Raw genomic sequence first — 16,206 nt, forward strand, 5'->3', positions numbered from 1 at the left:
CCGGACTTGGCGACCCTGTCGTTTCGGTCGCATTCGACCCTAGGTTGGGACTGATATTCCCGTCATCATCCCCGCGGAATCCTTCCGTCGCCCCAGCGCACCTCCCGTCACCCCAGCGAAAGCTGGGGTCTCTGGCGGTGACGCGATGCCGCTTGAGATCCCAGCTTTCGCTGGGATGACGAGTCTTGGAAATGGATCGCTTTAAGAACAACGGCTTATTTGGGTTCTCAACCTAGGACTCGGCCCCCTCGGGTATTGGCTTGGGCGGGTGAAGGCGTAACCGTTCGATGCGGCGCGAATCCGCTTCGAGCACTTCGAGCGTCCAGCCCGACGGTGTCTCCAGGCACTCGCCCTTGAGCGGGACGCGGCCGGCGAGCACCGCCGCGAGGCCACCCAGCGTGTCGACATCCTCGTCATGTTCGGCGAGGCGTGGATCGATCGTCGCGCCGACGTCCTCGAGCTCGACGCGGGCGTCGGCATCCCAGGCCCCGCCGTCCAGCGGCACGAGCAACGCCTCGGGCGCGTCGTCATGCTCGTCCTCGATATCGCCGACGATCTCCTCGATCAGGTCCTCGATCGTGACCAGGCCTTCGGTGCCCGAATATTCGTCGAGCACGATCGCCAGGTGGACGCGTTTCGATTGCATGTCGACGAGCAGGTCGAGTGCGCCGCGCGACATCGGGACGTAGAGCGGCTGACGGATCAGGTCGGCAATGTCCTCGGGATGTGGCACGCCGGTGGCCAGGATCGCGAACACGTCCTTGACGTGGATCATCCCGATCACTTCGTCGAGGCTGCCGCGATACACCGGCAGGCGGCTATGTCCCGCTTCGGCGAACAACTGGACGAGGCCGGCGAAGCTGGTCTTCTCTTCGACCGCGACGATGTCCGCGCGCGGCACGCCGACATCGCCCGCGTCGCGCTCGCCGAAATGGAGCAGGTTGCGGACCATCTGGCGCTCGAGTTGCGACAGGTCGCCGGCGGCATCAGGGGCCGGATCGTCCTCGTGGCGTTCGATCACGTCCTCGAGCTGATCGCGCAGCGTCGGTTCGTGTTCTCCGAACAGCGACTTCAGCTTGCGCCAGATACTGTCGCCGGCGTCGGTACTGGGGCCCTCGGGCATTGTAGTCGGTCAGTCCTCTTTGATCAGATAGGGGTCGGCAATGCCGAGCGAGGCGAGCGCGTCGGTTTCGATCGCCTCCATCGCTTCGGCCTCGACATCGGTCATGTGGTCATAACCTAGCAGATGCAGCACGCCGTGCACGATCAAATGAGTCGCATGCGTTTCGATTGCGATATTGCGTTCCGCCGCCTCGGCCGCGCAGACGCCATAAGCGAGGACGATATCGCCGAGCAGCACCTCGCCGTCGTCCGAATTCTGCGTCACCGTTTCGAGTAGATCGGCCTGGACCATCGGGAAGCTGAGGACGTTGGTCGGCTTGTCCTTCTGGCGGTATTGGCGGTTGAGCGTGTGGACTTCGTCGTCCGATGTCAGACGCAGCGAAATCTCCACGGCGGCGGGGATCGTCAGCAATTCGCCGTGCGGCGTGAGGTCGATCGCCGCGCGCGCGGCGCGGTCGGCGAGCGTCTCCCAATCGTGTTCGGGCCAGGGGGATTCGCGGGTCAGGGCGATTTCGAGCATCAGCTGTGCGGCCCTTCATAGGCCTCGACGATGCGCCCGACGATCGGATGACGGACCACGTCGGCGGCGGTGAAGCGGCTCATCGCAATGCCCTCGATTCCTTCCAGCCGAGTGACCGCGTCGCGCATGCCCGACGCCTCGACACCGCCGGGCAAATCGACCTGGTTGGGGTCGCCGCAGATCACCATCCGGCTACGCTCGCCGAAACGGGTCAGGAACATCTTCATCTGCGCGGGCGTGGTGTTCTGCGCCTCGTCGAGGATGATGAAGGCGTCGGCCAGGGTGCGCCCACGCATGAAGGCGATCGGCGCGATCTCGATCTCGCCCGAACTGATCCGTCGCTCGACCTGTTCGGCGGGCAGGCAGTCGTTGAGCGCGTCGTAGAGCGGACGGAGATAGGGATCGACCTTCTCCTTCATGTCGCCGGGCAGGAAGCCGAGCTTCTCGCCCGCCTCGACCGCCGGGCGCGACAGGATCAGCCGCTGGACGCTGCCGGTGATCAGCTGCGACACCGCTTGGGCCACCGCGAGATAGGTCTTGCCGGTACCCGCCGGCCCGAGCGCGAAGATCATGTCGTTGCTGGTCAGTTCACGCATGTAATGCGCCTGCGCCGGCGTGCGCGGGACGATCGTCTTCTTGCGCGTCCGGATCATGATCGACGGCGCCGGGCTGGCTTCCGCTGAGATGATGCCGTCGAGCACCGGTTCGGACGCCATCGCGATCGACGCGTCGACCAATCCGGTATCGATATCCTCGCCGCGCTGCAGCCGCTTGTAGAGATCGTAGAGCACGTCGCGGCCCATCGCGACCTGCTCAGCGGATCCTTCCAGCCCGACGCGGTTGCCGCGCGCGGTGATGTAGATGCCCAGGCGATGTTCGAGCGCGACCAGATTCTGGTCATATTGCCCGAAAAGTTGCGCGAGCAGCTGTGGCTTGTCGAAGGTCAGCTCGACCCGGCTGCGTTCACCGGATTGGGCGGGGACAGGCTTGCGGCTCATGCGGTCCTTTCGGGGAATAGGGATGGGTGGAGCGGCGAATAGCCGGCTTTCATGACAGCGCCGAACGAGGCCATGCGGAAGCTGGTTCCGTCAGGCACAAGGGCGGAAAGGGCGTCGCTCATCCGTGTGTGACGATGGCAGATCGGATGCGGAGAGGACAGCGCAAATCAGTGCGTCGGTCGCAAAAAGCTGGACCGCTGTTGCTCAATCGCCTCGCCTTATAGGCAATCGCCGAATCGGATGCACACGAAGGTCACGCCCCACATGATTTCGACTGTGCAGGCGATCGGGACGATCACGATCGCCGCCAGCGCCTTCATCCACGGCTTCAACGGCAGCAGGACGACGCCGACCAGACTGAGGAGCGGAATGGTCAGGCCGAGCGCGGGTCCTAGCCACCCGCGGGTGGCCGGGAGATCACGCGTCGCATAGGCGACAATCGTTTCCCAGATCAGCGGGATCGGCAGGATCAGCAGCGCGCCGAGCCACAGCCGCCGTGAAGCGGGATGCGTGACGTCGACGGGATCGATGGCGTCGTTCACCGGGCTCAGGACCGGCCTTGCGTCATCGCTCGCCCGACATAGGCGATCGGCCAGCCGAAGCCGATGACATGGATGGCGAAGCTCAGCGCCATCATCGTAGGGTTGGTAGTCGGCTTGTAGCCAACCGCCGACATCGGCAACACGACCCAGTTCATCACGACATAGGCGACGATCGCGCAGAGCAGGCCGCCGATCAGCGGGCGGCTATAGAGGAACGGCAGGCGCGTGGCCGCGGCGATATAGGCGCCCGCCGCGACGACCGAGATGAGAATGTGGTAGAATATGCCGAGCAGCACCGCCGGCGTTCCGCCGATATAAGCGGCCTTGCCCATTGTCCCGCTGGCGATCGACTGGAACACGATCCCCGGCGAATTGCCCAGCGACGCCTGGATCGGCAGCACGAAGATCATCTCGATCGCGGCGGCGGCGATGCCGGCGATCAACGCCGCGGTCAGATAGTTTTTGGCGGTCATCGGTTCCTCCCCCTCGTCGGCGGAGAGGATGCCAGATGCCGCCTTCGACCGCCATATCCGGTTCAGCCAAGCTTTCCCGACTGGCTCACCCGCCACATCAACGGATCGAGCAAGCTGTCCGGCAAGACGTTGCGCAGGAACATGAACAGCTTGGCGCCACCCCCGATCGCGTAACGCGCTTTCGGGCTCCTCGTATCGGCGATCCGCGCGATCCCCTTCGCGACGACGTCGGGCGGGGAGACGATCGACGACGTGTCGGCGCTCCCCAGCGTCGCGGCATGACGCAGCGCATAGGGTGCGTAGTCGGTCTTGCCCGACCGTTCGACCAGGCTCTCGTGCGCGATGCCGGCCCATTCGGTGCGGATCGCGCCGGGTTCGACGATCACGACGCGGATGCCGAACGGGCGGAGTTCCATCCGCAGGCAGTCGCTCAGCCCTTCGACCGCGAATTTGGTGGCGTGGTACCAGCTGCCGAATGGCTCGCCGAACCGCCCGCCGATCGACGTGACGTTGACGATCGTGCCGCTACGCTGGGCGCGCATCATCGGTGTGGTGAGCTGACACAGGCGTGCAAGGCCGAACAGATTGACCTCGACCTGGCGCCGCGCCTCGCTCATCGGCACGTCCTCAAGCGCGCCATAGCTGCCATAACCGGCATTGTTGACCAGCAGGTCGAGGCGGCCGGCGTCGCGCCTGATCGTCTCGACCGCGGCGATGATAGACGCGTCGTCGGTCAGGTCTAGCGGCAGCAATGTGGCGCCCGCCGCCTCCAACTCCTTCATCCGGTCGAGCCGGCGCGCGGCAGCGAACACGCGCCAGCCACGCTCGATCAATTGCCGCGCGGTAGCCTCGCCGATCCCGGCTGAAGCGCCGGTCACTAGCGCGATCCTGATCATGGAAAATGCTCCTCTTGATTCGATGGAGCACGAGCATATAACCGTGGACCATAGTCCATGGTCAAGGGATAAAAGATGCTGATTTCGGAATTTGCGCGGCGCGCGGAACTCAGCACCGACACGGTCCGCTTCTATGTCCGAAAGGGCCTGCTCGCACCCGGGACGGGGATGAAGGGCGGCTCCAACCCGTACCAGATCTTCTCCGATCAGGATCTTGAGGCGGCGCGGATGATCCGCATGGCGCAAGGCCTGGGCTTTTCGTTGCGCGAGATCGCCGCGCTGGCGGCCGAGTATAATGCGGGGAGGATGACACCCGAACGCAGCTTGGAGTTGATGCGCATCCAGCTCGCGCGGCTGGAGGAAAAGGCGGCCCAGATCGGCGCCATGGTCACCTATACGCGCGCAAAGGTGGCGTGGCTGGAAGCGGGACAGCGCGGTGCGGAGCCGACGTTCGGCGAATTCGAAGGCTGTATGCCTGACGCGTTAGCCGGCGCTGATGCGAAGGAGCGCGTGGCAGGTTAGGCGGCCACCGGTATTCGCTCGACGCCCGCTAGCGAGTTGGGGCCGGCGCTGACGATCTCGACCTCGACGAGATCACCGATCTCGGCATTGGTGATCAGGTGGATCGATTGCAGCCAGGGCGACTTGCCGAGCATCTGGCCAGGCAGCTTGCCCTTGCGCTCGATCAGTACCTGGCAGGTGTGGCCGACACTCGCGGCGTTGAACGCGGCCTGGTCGCGGTTGAGCGCGGCCTGCAGGCGCTGGAGGCGCTCGTCCATCACCTCGGGCGAGATCTGACCATCCATGTCCGCTGCGGGCGTGCCCGGACGCGGGCTGTACTTGAAGCTGAACGCCTGGGCGTACGCCACTTCGTCGATCAGGCTCAGCGTGTCCGCGAACTCGGCCTCCGTCTCGCCGGGGAAGCCGACGATGAAGTCGCCGCTGAGCGCGATATCGGGCCGCACCGCGCGGACGCGGTCGAGGATGCGCAGGTACGAATCGCGGCTGTGGCTGCGGTTCATCGCCTTGAGGATGCGGTCGTTCCCCGCCTGCACCGGCAGATGGAGGAACGGCATCAGCTTTTCGATGTCGCGATGCGCGGCGATCAGGCCGTCGGTCATGTCGTTGGGATGGCTGGTCGTATAACGGATCCGTGCCAGGCCCGGGATGCGGTCGAGCTCGCTGATCAGCGCGCCGAGATCGCGATCGCCATCGGACCAGGCATTCACGTTCTGGCCGAGCAGCGTGATTTCCTTGGCGCCGGCATCGACCAAAGCCTTGGCTTCGTCGACCAGCGCGTCCCAGCCGCGGCTGATCTCGGCACCGCGGGTATAGGGAACGACGCAATAGGTGCAGAATTTGTCGCACCCTTCCTGCACAGTCAGGAACGCGGTCGGGCCGACCTTGCGACGGGCCGGCAGCGCGCCGAATTTCGACAGGACCGGCATGTCGGTGTCGAGTCCGAGTTCGCCGCGCGACGCTTTGGCGACCAGATCGGGTAGATTGTGATAGGCTTGCGGGCCGACGACGATGTCGACCTTGGCGCGATGCGCGATCTCGACGCCCTCCGCCTGCGCCACGCAGCCGGCGACCGCGATCATCGGATCGTTGCCGTGCTTCCTGAGGCGCCCGATGTCCGAATAGACCTTTTCGGTCGCCTTTTCGCGGATGTGGCAGGTGTTGAGCACGACTAGATCGGCGGCATTGGCATCGTCGGTCGCGGTCAGGCCTTGGGCCGCCATCAACTCGGTCATGCGCTCGCCGTCATAGACGTTCATCTGGCAGCCGAACGACTTGACGTGAAAGGTTTTGGGATTGGTGGGCTTCGTCATGGGCCGGCGCCTATAGCAGGTCCTCTCCGGGACGGGGAGGGGTTCGTCCTGCCCAGACATCGTGCCCGATGAACGTCGGGACATCATGGCCCAGCGCCGCGGCCAGCGCCTCGCGGATGCGGCGCATGCTTTCCGCCGCGATCGCCTTGCGGCCGGGAAAATCGCGCGGGTCGAACGGATCTAGGAAGGTGATGCGCAACCGGAAATTGCCCGGCCGCGCGAGCACGCGCAGCGCATTGTCCTTGCCGTGCTCGTCGCCGATCCAGCCGATGTCCGGCCCTACCTCGCCATAATCGAGCAGCACCGGCTGGACGAGAACGCCTGCGGGTGGTGGCTCCAGCACTTTCAGCAGCGGCGACTTGAACGGCAGCAGCGAGCGGCCGTCGGTCGTGGTCCCCTCGGGAAATACCGTGACCGACCAGTTTTCGGCGAGCGCCTCGCGCAGCCGGTTGATCTGCTCGGCGACGCCCAGCCTGTCCTCGCGCGAGACGAAGACGGTGCGGTTGAGGGTCGAGAGCCAACCGACAACCGGCGCCTTGCGCAACTCCGCCTTGGCGACGAACGCGGTGCCGCTCGCCCCGGCGATCGCCAGGATGTCGATCCAGCTGCAATGGTTGGAGATGTAGAAGACGTCGCGCTTGAGCGGTGTGCCGATCCGTTCGACGCGTGCACCCGAACAATAGCCGGCCCAGGCGAGGAACAGTCGCGGCCACGGCGAACTCAGGTGCAGCAAGCGCCAGCAATAATGGAGTGGAACGAACAGGATGAGCCCGGCGACCATGCCGGCGGCGCGCCGCCAGATACGAAGTCGGCCGGTCAATGGAATCGGCTGCGGTTTCCCCCTGGCCGCCTGAAGGCGAGCCTCAATCCTTGCGGGAGAGGCTGACTCCATACAGCTCCATCCGGTGATCGACGAGGCGGAAGCCGAGCTTCTCCGCGATCTGTTTCTGGAGCTGTTCGAGCTCGGGATCGACGAATTCGATCACTCTGCCGGTCTCGACGTCGATCAGATGGTCGTGATGCGCCTCAGGCGAGGGCTCGTAGCGCGCACGTCCGTCGCCGAAATCGTGGCGGTCGAGGATACCGGCTTCCTCGAACAAGCGAACGGTGCGGTAGACGGTCGCGATCGAGATGCCGGGATCGATCGCCGATGCGCGGGCATAGACCTTCTCGACGTCGGGATGATCCTCCGCCTCACTCAGCACGCGAGCGATCACGCGCCGCTGGTCGGTGATGCGCAATCCTTTTTCGTGACAAAGGGCTTCGAGGTCGATGTTGCGCGCCATGGGACCGATATAGGCGCAACGCCCTTGTTGCGAAAGTAGAGAGTTATTCGCAATTAGCGGAGACATGCCAACGGCATGTCCGGATCATGCGGTGCATGATCCGCCTCGTAGCTGCCGAGCGATAGCGAGGGGCGGCACTTGCGATACTAAATGAAAAAGGCCGGGAGCGATCCCGGCCTTTCGTTTTTGGCTTCCGGCTTCGCCGGAGCGATTGGATCGACCGTGCCCCGCACGGTCGAGATCGCCCTTCGGGCGATCCGGGTCCAATCACTTGGTCTTGCGGCGCTTCGTGCCCAGACCGATCTTCTTCGCCAAGGTGCGGCGCTGTTCAGCATAGTTCGGCGCGACCATCGGATAGTCGGCGGCCAGGTTCCATTTGGCGCGATACTGTTCCGGCGTCATCTGATAATGCGTCATCAGGTGGCGCTTGAGCATCTTGAGCTTCTTGCCGTCCTCAAGGCAGACGATATAGTCGGGCTTGATCGAAGCGCGGATCGAAACCGCCGGTTCCTGCTTCGGCTCGGGCGCCGGTGCCTGCGGGGTGAGACGCGAGAGCCCGCGATAGATGTTCTGGATGACCAGTTCGATATCCGAAACGGCGACGTTGTTGTTACCGAGAAATTCGGCCGCAATATCGGCGGTCAACGTGACCAAAGTTTCCTGCATATCGTTGGTGTTGTCCATCGTGATTCCTTCGACCCTATACGTAAGATGTGCGATCCCCCAACGCCGCGGGGCTTTGATCCATTTTGGATAGAAGCGCAAGGACTAACCCCAAACAAATGAGATTATTCACGCAATCTTGCGATGAAGCGTTAGCGCCGAATAAGTCCGGCCATCGACGCCGCGATAATAGTCGCGGCGTTCGCCGATCTTGGAAAAGCCTGAACTGCTGTACAATTTGATCGCGTCGTTACCGGCGCGGACTTCCAGATGAATGCTCGAAATCTTGCGAGCGGCGCAATCGGCCATCACCGCGCGAAGCAAGGCCGCACCGACACCGCGACGGCGTGCTTCAGGCATGACCGCGAGCAACAGCAACTCGGCTTCGTCCAGCACACCGCGGGTCAATGCGAATCCGACCGCGCGACCGTTGAGTTCTGCGATCGTCAGCCACACGCCGGGAACTGCCAATATTCCGATCACCTGACTTCGCGTCCACGCCTCGCCCCAGCGCGCGTCGAAGGCGTCCGCCATGATCCGGTCGACCCGATCGAGATCGCGGACATCGCCGTCGCGCAGATCGATCGCCGCGGTGCTCATGCGCCTGGCCTTTCTGGCGCCATGGGCTTGGCGTCTGGCGCACGGCCATAGATCGGACGCGGCGGCAAGCTGGTCAGGGCGAGGGGCAGCAGGGGCAGGGCCGCCGCGTTGGGAAGCGCACCCCCGGGAGCCGAGCGAGGATCGTCAAAGCGAAGCCAGCGCAAACCATCGCCGACAGCGTGCATACCCCCGAGCTTGCGCCGGGCATCAACCGGAGAAAGAGATTCCAGCGGGCCGTGGACTCGCACCGGGGGGCCGTAGAACGTCTGCATGAAGACCTCGCCATGCCCGCCTTCCAGCACAACGGCAAGAGGGCCGGCGATCGATTGGTCGCTCGCAAAGGCGGCGGCTGCGACGAGTGGCAGAGAGGAGAAACCGTGGACCGGCACGCCCCAGCCCAAACCGAGTCCGCGCGCGGCGGCGATGCCGACGCGGATGCCGGTAAAGCTGCCCGGACCGCAATCGACCAGGATCGCGTCGGCACGGCCACCATCGGGCAATGCCGCGATCATCGGCACCAGCCGTTCGGCATGACCCCGCCCGACGACCTCATGCGCCGACGCGACCACCGCGGCCCCTTCGATCAGGGCAACCGAACAGGCGGCGGTGGCGGTTTCGATGACGAGCGTGCGCATTTGACCGTCATGCCAGCGAACGAGCGTCGGGTTAAGTGTGCCCCGTACACTTAAGGCCCTCACACTTAAGGATCGTCCGGGGACGATCCGACCCGACGCTTATCTCAAGCCTCTTGAGACCCCAGCTTGCGCTGGGGCGACGATTTTTTCTCAGAGAACAGTGTTGAACTTCTCGAACGCGGGGCGCGGCAGGCGGCCGAAGATGCTCGCCGGGTCGCCATGGCCGAGTGTCGAGAGGATCGTCGAGCGGTAATTGGGCTGGTCGGCGAAGAAAGCGGCATCGACCGCGGCGTTGTTGAACCCGGTCATCGGGCCGGTGTCGAACCCCAAGGCGCGCGCGGCGATGATGAAATAGGCGGCCTGCAGCGTTGAGTTGAGGAAAGCGTGGCGCTCGCGCGATACCGGCTCGGCGAACCAGGGCCGCGCGTCGACGTGCGGGAAGAATTCCGGCAGATGCTCGTGGAATTCCGTGTCATAGGCGATGATCACACTGGCCGGCGCCTTGCGGATCTTGTCGGCATTGGTCGCGCTGGCGGCGGTGGCGAGCTTGTCCTTGGCGTCCTGGCTCAACAACCATACGAACCGCGCGGGCTGCTGGTTGGCCGAGGTCGGGCCCATCTTCACCAGCTCGTAGATCGCCTTGATATCGTCCTGGGTGACCGGTGCGTCGGTATAGCCGTTATAGGTGCGCGCGGTGCGGAAGATCGTGTCGAGTGCGCTGTCCGTGAGCTTCTCGCCCATGGCCATTCTCCTGTATTGATGCGTGAAAGACGTCGACCGGCGCAGCTCAGACCGCACGAACCTCGGTAACTTCGGGAACGTAATATTTGAGCAATTGCTCGATGCCGTTCTTGAGTGTCGCGGTCGAGGACGGACAGCCTGAGCACGCGCCCTGCATGCGCAGGAATACCTTCCCCTTCTCGAACCCCTGATAGATGATGTCGCCGCCGTCATTCGCGACGGCAGGGCGGACGCGCGTATCGATCAGTTCGCGGATCTGCGCGACGATCTCGGCATCGGCGGGATCGTCGTTCAGGCCCGCATCGTCTCCAGGAACGCTGATACCAGCCGCGGACGCCGGCTTGAACAGTGGCATGCCGGCAGAGAAATGGTCGAGCAGGATCGCCAGCACGTCGGGCTTCAGTCCCGGCCAGTCGACACCCGGACCCGCCGTGACCGAAACGAAATCGCGGCCGAAGAACACTCCGGTGACATCGCCCAGGTTGAACAGCGCCTCGGCGAGCGGCGACGCGTCAGCCTCTTCAGGTGTCGCAAAGTCGCGCGTACCCGCGTCCATCACGGTCCGGCCGGGCAGGAACTTTAGGGTCGCCGGATTGGGCGTGGCTTCGGTTTCGATCAGCATATTCATGATGTGGGCCGTAAGGTGCTCCGGATCAAGCGCCGATGGGGAAACCTATTGTTGCCATGGGCGGGCTATCCCTATTGGCGTTCGGTCGTTCACCGCCGCCTGCCAGGCGCGCGAAACGCTCAGACGTCGAGCTGTTTCACAGCGTCGTTCCAGGCCATCACGTTATCGCGCGCTTCCTGGACGAAGGCCGAGCGGCGGACGACGTTGAGGAACGTGTCGGCGATCCACTTGCCGGGGTTGCGCAGCGGGCGCTTGATCTGGATGAGCAGGACGACACGGATATTGTCGGTGTCGTTCCACACTTCGTGATCATAGGTGTCGTCGAACACCAGGGTCTCGCCCTCGGCCCAGCGCACGATACGGTCGTCGACGCGCATCCGGACGTCGCCGTCCCTGGGCACGATCAGGCCGAGGTGGCACGTGATCAGCCCCTTGGTCACGCCGCGATGCGCCGGGATGTGGGTGCCCGGCGCGAGGATCGAAAAGAACGCGCTGTTGAGGTTGGGAATCTTCGCGACGGTCGCGGTGGTCGTCGGACAGCGCTCGATATTCTCGTCGATCCGATAACCGTACCCCCACAAGAAGAAACTGCGCCACTTGTTGACCGGGGCGATCGCGCGATGGTCGGGCGAAATGCTCGACAGCGAGGGTGATTTGTCGCCCATCGCCGCGTCGAGCATCTCGTCGCGGATCGCTTGCCAATTGTCGCGCAGATGCTGGGTCCAGGGGAAGTCGCGGACGTCGAGCACCGGGTCGTTCGGCACCAGTGACGACGAGGCGATCATCCGGTCGAAGAACCCGCGCAAATGCTTGCCATAGCGGATGATGAACGGCCGCTTCTCGGCCTTGCCGCCGATCGGCGCGCCATCGGACTGGGGCGTGCCCGATATCACGGTCATGTTGGGCACGCTGCGTTCGGCGACGTTGCCCGATTTCTGCCGCAATACTGGCGGCTCCAGCTGCTGATCGACGCTCACAAAGCCTCTTCATCGTCCAACGGGACCGGCACCAGATGTCGCAGAGGGCCGATCGAGCCAAAAAATGTCGAACACGCTACACCGATGCGGCAGCGCACAATTGCCGCTAGCCCCGATCTGGGTCGAAAAAGTGGCGACACAAGGGGCAGGATATGACCTTTTACTATTGAGGCGAGGGCGGTTGCCGCTCGCCGGACGACGCCCTACACAGGCGACATGGCCATTACGTTCCGCGTTCCGCGTCTCGCCGTCCTCGTCACCATTGCTCTCGGGATGTCGCTCCCGGCGATCGCCCAGCACACAGCTCCGACTGCGCCGGCGCCGCTTGCTGTCCGTCCGGAAGTCGATCGCTCGCCCTGGCTGTTCAAGGGCAGCGATATTACCCCGGATGCCGAATGGCATTTCGGGACCTTGCCCAACGGCTTGCGCTATGCGGTACGCAAGAATGGCGTGCCGCCCGGCCAGGTGTCGATCCGCGTACGCATCGATGCGGGCTCGCTGTACGAGGACGACAGCGAACAGGGCTATGCCCATTTCATGGAGCATCTGGTGTTCCGCGGCAGCCAATATGTCGCCGACAATGAGGCGAAGCGCACCTGGCAGCGGCTGGGCGCGACCTTCGGCAGCGACACCAATGCGCAGACCACGTTCACCCAGACGGTGTTCAAGCTCGATCTGCCGTCCGCCACGCCCGCCTCAGTCGACGAGAGCCTGAAGATCCTGTCGGGGATGATGGAAGCGCCGAGCTTCGACGACAAGGTGGTCAATTCGGAGCGGCCGGTAGTGATGGCAGAGCAGCGCGAGGCGCCGGGGCCGCAGGTTCGCTTCGGCGATGCCCAGCGCGCGACGATTTTCGCCGGGCAGCCGTTCGCGACGCGCTCGCCGATCGGCACCACCAAGACGCTGGAGGCGGCCACTGCCGCCAGCTTGCGGGCGTTCCACGACAAATGGTACCGGCCCGAGCGGGCCGTCGTGATCATCTCGGGCGATGTCGATCCGCTGGTGTTCGAGACTCTGGTCGACAAGAATTTCTCGAGCTGGAAGGGTAAGGGCCCGAATCCGGCCGACCCCGATTTCGGCACCCCGGCGACCAAGCAGCCGACCACCGGCACGCTGGTCGAGCCCGGCCTGCCGACCCTGGTGTCGATGGCGGTGCTGCGTCCCTGGCATTTCAACAACGACCTGATTCTGTTCAACCAGAAGCGCCTGGTCGACCTGATCGCGATTCAGATCATCAATCGCCGGCTGGAATCGCGCGCCCGCGCCGGGGGTAGCTTCCTCCAGGCGCAAGTCAGCCTCGACGACGTGTCGCGCTCGGTCAACGGCACGTTCGTCAACATCGTGCCGGTCGGCAACAACTGGGAACAGGCGCTGAAAGACGTGCGCGCGGTGATCGCCGATGCCCAGGCCAATCCACCGAGCCAGGCCGAACTCACTCGCGAACTCGCCGAATATGATGCCGCGATGAAGAATGGCGTCGATACCTCGCGGGTCGAGGCAGGGTCGGCGCAGGCCGACAATATGGTCCAGGCGCTCGACATCCGCGAGACGGTCGCGGCGCCCGACGTGTCGTACAAGATCCTGACCGACGCGCGCGCCAAGGGCATGTTCACGCCGGCATCGATCCTGGCGTCGACCAAGCGCGTGTTCCAGGGCGATGCGACCCGCGCCTTCATCACCACGCCGGCCGCCGATCCGGCAGCGGCAACCAAGCTGGCCGCCGCGCTCGACGCCGATGTGTCGAAGCTGGCGCCCAAGCGCACCGCGCTGGCCGCGATCGACTTCTCCAAGCTGCCGCCGCTGGGCGCGCCGGGCAAGGTCGTCAGCACCGAGAGCATCCCCGATCTCGAGATGCAGAAGGTCGTGTTCGCCAATGGCGTGCGCCTGCTGCTGTTCGTCAATTCGAGCGAGACCAACCGCGTCTATGTCCGCGTACGCTGGGGCGGCGGATATAACGCCATCCCGTCCGACCACCGCACGCCGGCCTGGGCAGGCGATATGGCGCTGGTGCCGAGCGGAATCGGCAAATTGGGCCAGGAACAACTCGACCAGTTGGCGACGGGCCGGCGGCTCGGCTTCGATTTCGGAATCGACGACGATGCCTTCACGCTCGCCGGCGTCACCTCGCCGCAGGATTACAAGGATCAGCTGCGGCTGTTCGCCGACAAATTGAGTACACCCGGCTGGGATCCCGCGCCGCTGGCACGCGCCAAGGCAGTGATGCTGGCGGGCTATCCGGGACTCGATTCCTCGCCCGACGGCGTGCTCAGCCGCGACCTCGAATGGTTCCTGCACGACAAGGATCCACGCTGGGGGATTCCGCCCGCGGCGACCGTATCGGCGTTGACCCCGGCGCAGTTCCGCACCTTCTGGCAGCCGATCCTGGCATCGGGCCCGATCGAGGTGGAAGTGTTCGGCGACGTCAAGGGCGACGAGGCGATCGCTGCCGTCGCGGCGACCTTCGGCGCCCTGAAGCCGCGCGCGGCACCCGCCGCCGCCGCGCCGCCGATCAAATTCCCCGAGCATAATGCGACGCCGATCGTGCGGACGCATTCGGGCCAGGAGAATCAGGCGGTCGCGCTGATCGCCTGGCCGACCGGCGGCGGTGTCGAGGGCGTTCCCGAAAGCCGCAAGCTCGACGTGCTGGCGCAGGTGTTCAGCGACCGGCTGTACGACCGGCTGCGCACCGAAGCGGGCGCGAGCTATTCGCCCAGCGTCGGGTCGAGTTGGCCCGACGGCGCCGCGAGCGGCGGGCGGATCATGGCGATAGGCCAGGTGCCGCCCGACAAGACCGACCTCTTCTTCCGCCTGTCGCGTGAGATCGCGACCGACCTGGTCAAGAACCCGATCAGCGACGACGAACTGCAGCGGGCGAAGACGCCGATGCAGCAATATGTCATGCGGGCCTCGACCGGGAATACCTTCTGGCTCAACCTGTTGTCGGGCGCGGCCTATGATCCGCGCAAGATCGCCTCGGCGCGCAGCATCCTGCTGGATTATCAGAACGTGACCGCCGCCGATCTCCAGGCAGTGGCGGCCAAGTATCTACGGCCGGACCGGGACTGGACGATGGAAGTGGTGCCCAAGGCGGTGGCGGCGAAGGCAGGGCTGAGCGTCGCGGGCGGGGCGCAATAGGAAGCTGCAAAAGGCGTTCGCGGACACCGGCCGGCCACTCACCGCCCAAGCGCGGCCGCGATCGCGGATCGGGGGCGATGAGTGCTGACGGAAGCTCGGCATACGCCTTCCTCATCGGTTGACGGCCTCATCCGGGACATTCCGCAATGACCAAGATCTCCTGTCCGGCCGAGTGCTCGCCGGACGGGAGAAGCGAATGAAGGCGCTGTCGCCACTGCTGCGCGAATAGCCAAGGGGCCCGAGTCCGGGCGCTTGCCGTCGGGCGCGCCGGCCCAAACCGTGCGTAGCGGATTAGGGTCGTTACTGGTGTCATCAAAAGTAACAAGGTGGTATGCTTGTAACAGGCATCGGCGGATCGTGCGCCGGGTGCGGTCAACCGCTTTGATGCCAGCGTTCCACCGCAGATTTTAACCTTTTGTTAACTATCTCCGGTCACCTTTAGGCAACATTCTGAAAACAAGTTATTTAGCCGAAGAGAAGGGGGCAGAGATGCGCTGGTTCTTGGTCGGAGTGGCGACGCTTGGCGTCGCCCTGGCCGGATGCACAACGGGCCCGAAGGCAGTGGTGACCGTCGCCGCCGGTGCCCCCGTCGAACAGCCGACCGGCTGGCGGGCGACCGCGACGGCCGACGATCAGGCGCGGATCGAGGGTCTGGGCGATCGCATGCAGCGCATGCTGGCGGCGGTGCCGGCGGGTGCCCGGGCGCGCGTCGCCGCGGAAAGGCCGTTGCTCGATCCAAAGTCGGCGCTCGACGCGCCCGCGCTCTCGCCAGGATCCTATCAGTGCAGGCTGGTAAGGATTGGCGGCCGGCGCGGTGTGGTCAGCTACAAGTCCGATTTCTGCTATATCGCCATGGTCGACGGAAAGCAGAGCTTCACCAAGCAGACCGGTACGCAATTACCCGGTGGCTGGTTGTTCGACGACGATAAGGACAAGCGCCTGATCTTCCTGGGCACGCTGCGTCCGCAGCAGGCGCCGTCGGCCCCGCCATATGGGCAAGTACGTCAACGCGACGTCGCCGCCGTAATCGAGCGCATCGCGCCGTTCCGCTGGCGGATGGCGCTCGTCAAGAATGACGGGCAGGGCGACCAGATGCTCGACATCTATGAGCTGATCCCGGTGGTGAACGGGTCGAGCTGAAGGCGCGTTCTGAAGAGT

At 64.6% G+C, this 16,206-nt stretch carries 18 protein-coding genes; 3 read left to right on the forward strand and 15 right to left on the reverse strand.

Annotated elements, in window-relative coordinates:
* Positions 1 to 232: 232 nt before the first annotated feature.
* The 6 genes from AC1DSD_RS20390 to AC1DSD_RS20415 form a co-directional block, all read right to left on the reverse strand.
* Complete coding sequence (locus AC1DSD_RS20390) at positions 233 to 1,123, reverse strand: hemolysin family protein (RefSeq protein ID WP_478032634.1); 891 nt, start codon at positions 1,121 to 1,123, stop codon at positions 233 to 235.
* Positions 1,124 to 1,132: 9 nt separating this feature from the next.
* Positions 1,133 to 1,642 (reverse strand): rRNA maturation RNase YbeY, encoded by a 510-nt coding sequence (gene ybeY / locus AC1DSD_RS20395; protein ID WP_478032635.1) that lies wholly within the window; start codon positions 1,640 to 1,642, stop codon positions 1,133 to 1,135.
* Positions 1,642 to 2,640, reverse strand: a complete 999-nt coding sequence (locus AC1DSD_RS20400) for a PhoH family protein (protein WP_478032637.1) — start codon at positions 2,638 to 2,640, stop codon at positions 1,642 to 1,644. Before AC1DSD_RS20400 ends, ybeY begins: the two co-directional genes overlap by 1 nt.
* A gap of 218 nt (positions 2,641 to 2,858) precedes the next feature.
* On the reverse strand, positions 2,859 to 3,182 hold the full coding sequence (locus AC1DSD_RS20405; protein ID WP_478032639.1) for a hypothetical protein: 324 nt from the start codon (positions 3,180 to 3,182) through the stop codon (positions 2,859 to 2,861).
* Between the two features lie 5 nt (positions 3,183 to 3,187).
* Positions 3,188 to 3,655, reverse strand: coding sequence for a hypothetical protein (locus AC1DSD_RS20410; RefSeq protein WP_478032641.1), 468 nt, complete (start codon positions 3,653 to 3,655; stop codon positions 3,188 to 3,190).
* Between the two features lie 62 nt (positions 3,656 to 3,717).
* The gene (locus tag AC1DSD_RS20415) at positions 3,718 to 4,551 is read right to left on the reverse strand and encodes an oxidoreductase (protein WP_478032642.1); all 834 of its coding nucleotides are present in this window, start codon (positions 4,549 to 4,551) and stop codon (positions 3,718 to 3,720) included.
* 75 nt (positions 4,552 to 4,626) lie between these two features.
* Between AC1DSD_RS20415 and AC1DSD_RS20420 the strand changes: the two genes are divergently transcribed.
* Positions 4,627 to 5,073: a helix-turn-helix domain-containing protein gene (locus AC1DSD_RS20420; RefSeq protein ID WP_478032644.1), complete on the forward strand. Its 447-nt coding sequence runs from the start codon at positions 4,627 to 4,629 to the stop codon at positions 5,071 to 5,073.
* Here the strand turns inward: AC1DSD_RS20420 and miaB are convergent.
* The 9 genes from miaB to AC1DSD_RS20465 form a co-directional block, all read right to left on the reverse strand.
* Positions 5,070 to 6,383 (reverse strand): tRNA (N6-isopentenyl adenosine(37)-C2)-methylthiotransferase MiaB, encoded by a 1,314-nt coding sequence (gene miaB, locus AC1DSD_RS20425; protein WP_478032646.1) that lies wholly within the window; start codon positions 6,381 to 6,383, stop codon positions 5,070 to 5,072. The two genes, AC1DSD_RS20420 and miaB, sit on opposite strands and share 4 nt — an antisense overlap.
* 10 nt (positions 6,384 to 6,393) lie before the next feature.
* Positions 6,394 to 7,275: a lysophospholipid acyltransferase family protein gene (locus AC1DSD_RS20430; protein WP_478032647.1), complete on the reverse strand. Its 882-nt coding sequence runs from the start codon at positions 7,273 to 7,275 to the stop codon at positions 6,394 to 6,396.
* Positions 7,247 to 7,669, reverse strand: a complete 423-nt coding sequence (locus AC1DSD_RS20435) for a Fur family transcriptional regulator (protein WP_066812252.1) — start codon at positions 7,667 to 7,669, stop codon at positions 7,247 to 7,249. The genes AC1DSD_RS20430 and AC1DSD_RS20435 overlap by 29 nt, the downstream gene beginning before the upstream one ends.
* A 267-nt stretch (positions 7,670 to 7,936) precedes the next feature.
* Positions 7,937 to 8,353, reverse strand: coding sequence for a Ros/MucR family transcriptional regulator (locus AC1DSD_RS20440; RefSeq protein ID WP_066812250.1), 417 nt, complete (start codon positions 8,351 to 8,353; stop codon positions 7,937 to 7,939).
* Between the two features lie 108 nt (positions 8,354 to 8,461).
* The gene (gene rimI, locus AC1DSD_RS20445) at positions 8,462 to 8,932 is read right to left on the reverse strand and encodes a ribosomal protein S18-alanine N-acetyltransferase (protein WP_478032650.1); all 471 of its coding nucleotides are present in this window, start codon (positions 8,930 to 8,932) and stop codon (positions 8,462 to 8,464) included.
* Positions 8,929 to 9,567 carry a tRNA (adenosine(37)-N6)-threonylcarbamoyltransferase complex dimerization subunit type 1 TsaB gene (tsaB, locus tag AC1DSD_RS20450; protein ID WP_478032652.1) on the reverse strand — a complete coding sequence of 213 codons (639 nt, stop codon included), beginning with the start codon at positions 9,565 to 9,567 and terminating at the stop codon, positions 8,929 to 8,931. The genes rimI and tsaB overlap by 4 nt, the downstream gene beginning before the upstream one ends.
* A gap of 150 nt (positions 9,568 to 9,717) precedes the next feature.
* Positions 9,718 to 10,308 (reverse strand): malonic semialdehyde reductase, encoded by a 591-nt coding sequence (locus AC1DSD_RS20455; protein ID WP_478032653.1) that lies wholly within the window; start codon positions 10,306 to 10,308, stop codon positions 9,718 to 9,720.
* Positions 10,309 to 10,354: 46 nt separating this feature from the next.
* Entirely contained in the window at positions 10,355 to 10,930 is a 576-nt protein-coding gene (locus AC1DSD_RS20460; protein WP_478032694.1) for a NifU family protein, read from the reverse strand.
* Between the two features lie 125 nt (positions 10,931 to 11,055).
* A complete protein-coding gene (locus tag AC1DSD_RS20465) occupies positions 11,056 to 11,913 on the reverse strand; it encodes an aspartyl/asparaginyl beta-hydroxylase domain-containing protein (RefSeq protein WP_478032655.1) in 858 nt (285 codons plus the stop codon).
* 216 nt (positions 11,914 to 12,129) lie between these two features.
* Here AC1DSD_RS20465 and AC1DSD_RS20470 point away from each other — a divergent pair, with 216 nt between their 5' ends.
* Both AC1DSD_RS20470 and AC1DSD_RS20475 read left to right on the forward strand, forming a co-directional pair.
* The gene (locus AC1DSD_RS20470) at positions 12,130 to 15,048 is read left to right on the forward strand and encodes a M16 family metallopeptidase (RefSeq protein WP_478032657.1); all 2,919 of its coding nucleotides are present in this window, start codon (positions 12,130 to 12,132) and stop codon (positions 15,046 to 15,048) included.
* A 489-nt stretch (positions 15,049 to 15,537) separates the two neighbouring features.
* On the forward strand, positions 15,538 to 16,188 hold the full coding sequence (locus AC1DSD_RS20475; RefSeq protein WP_478032659.1) for a DUF4893 domain-containing protein: 651 nt from the start codon (positions 15,538 to 15,540) through the stop codon (positions 16,186 to 16,188).
* The last annotated feature ends 18 nt before the right edge of the window (positions 16,189 to 16,206 follow it).

The organism is Sphingomonas sp. P4_D12 (assembly GCF_056401895.1).

Excerpts from the sequence above, each read along its gene's own strand:
- AC1DSD_RS20430 (WP_478032647.1), bottom strand. The coding sequence starts at position 7,275 with ATGGAGTCAGCCTCTCCCGCAAGGATTGAGGCTCGCCTTCAGGCGGCC.
- miaB (WP_478032646.1), bottom strand. The coding sequence starts at position 6,383 with ATGACGAAGCCCACCAATCCCAAAACCTTTCACGTCAAGTCGTTCGGC.
- AC1DSD_RS20470 (WP_478032657.1), top strand. The coding sequence starts at position 12,130 with ATGGCCATTACGTTCCGCGTTCCGCGTCTCGCCGTCCTCGTCACCATT.
- AC1DSD_RS20455 (WP_478032653.1), bottom strand. The coding sequence starts at position 10,308 with ATGGGCGAGAAGCTCACGGACAGCGCACTCGACACGATCTTCCGCACC.
- AC1DSD_RS20390 (WP_478032634.1), bottom strand. The coding sequence starts at position 1,123 with ATGCCCGAGGGCCCCAGTACCGACGCCGGCGACAGTATCTGGCGCAAG.
- AC1DSD_RS20475 (WP_478032659.1), top strand. The coding sequence starts at position 15,538 with ATGCGCTGGTTCTTGGTCGGAGTGGCGACGCTTGGCGTCGCCCTGGCC.
- AC1DSD_RS20435 (WP_066812252.1), bottom strand. The coding sequence starts at position 7,669 with ATGGCGCGCAACATCGACCTCGAAGCCCTTTGTCACGAAAAAGGATTG.
- AC1DSD_RS20440 (WP_066812250.1), bottom strand. The coding sequence starts at position 8,353 with ATGGACAACACCAACGATATGCAGGAAACTTTGGTCACGTTGACCGCC.
- AC1DSD_RS20410 (WP_478032641.1), bottom strand. The coding sequence starts at position 3,655 with ATGACCGCCAAAAACTATCTGACCGCGGCGTTGATCGCCGGCATCGCC.
- tsaB (WP_478032652.1), bottom strand. The coding sequence starts at position 9,567 with ATGCGCACGCTCGTCATCGAAACCGCCACCGCCGCCTGTTCGGTTGCC.
- AC1DSD_RS20420 (WP_478032644.1), top strand. The coding sequence starts at position 4,627 with ATGCTGATTTCGGAATTTGCGCGGCGCGCGGAACTCAGCACCGACACG.
- AC1DSD_RS20415 (WP_478032642.1), bottom strand. The coding sequence starts at position 4,551 with ATGATCAGGATCGCGCTAGTGACCGGCGCTTCAGCCGGGATCGGCGAG.
- AC1DSD_RS20400 (WP_478032637.1), bottom strand. The coding sequence starts at position 2,640 with ATGAGCCGCAAGCCTGTCCCCGCCCAATCCGGTGAACGCAGCCGGGTC.
- AC1DSD_RS20460 (WP_478032694.1), bottom strand. The coding sequence starts at position 10,930 with ATGCTGATCGAAACCGAAGCCACGCCCAATCCGGCGACCCTAAAGTTC.
- rimI (WP_478032650.1), bottom strand. The coding sequence starts at position 8,932 with ATGAGCACCGCGGCGATCGATCTGCGCGACGGCGATGTCCGCGATCTC.
- ybeY (WP_478032635.1), bottom strand. The coding sequence starts at position 1,642 with ATGCTCGAAATCGCCCTGACCCGCGAATCCCCCTGGCCCGAACACGAT.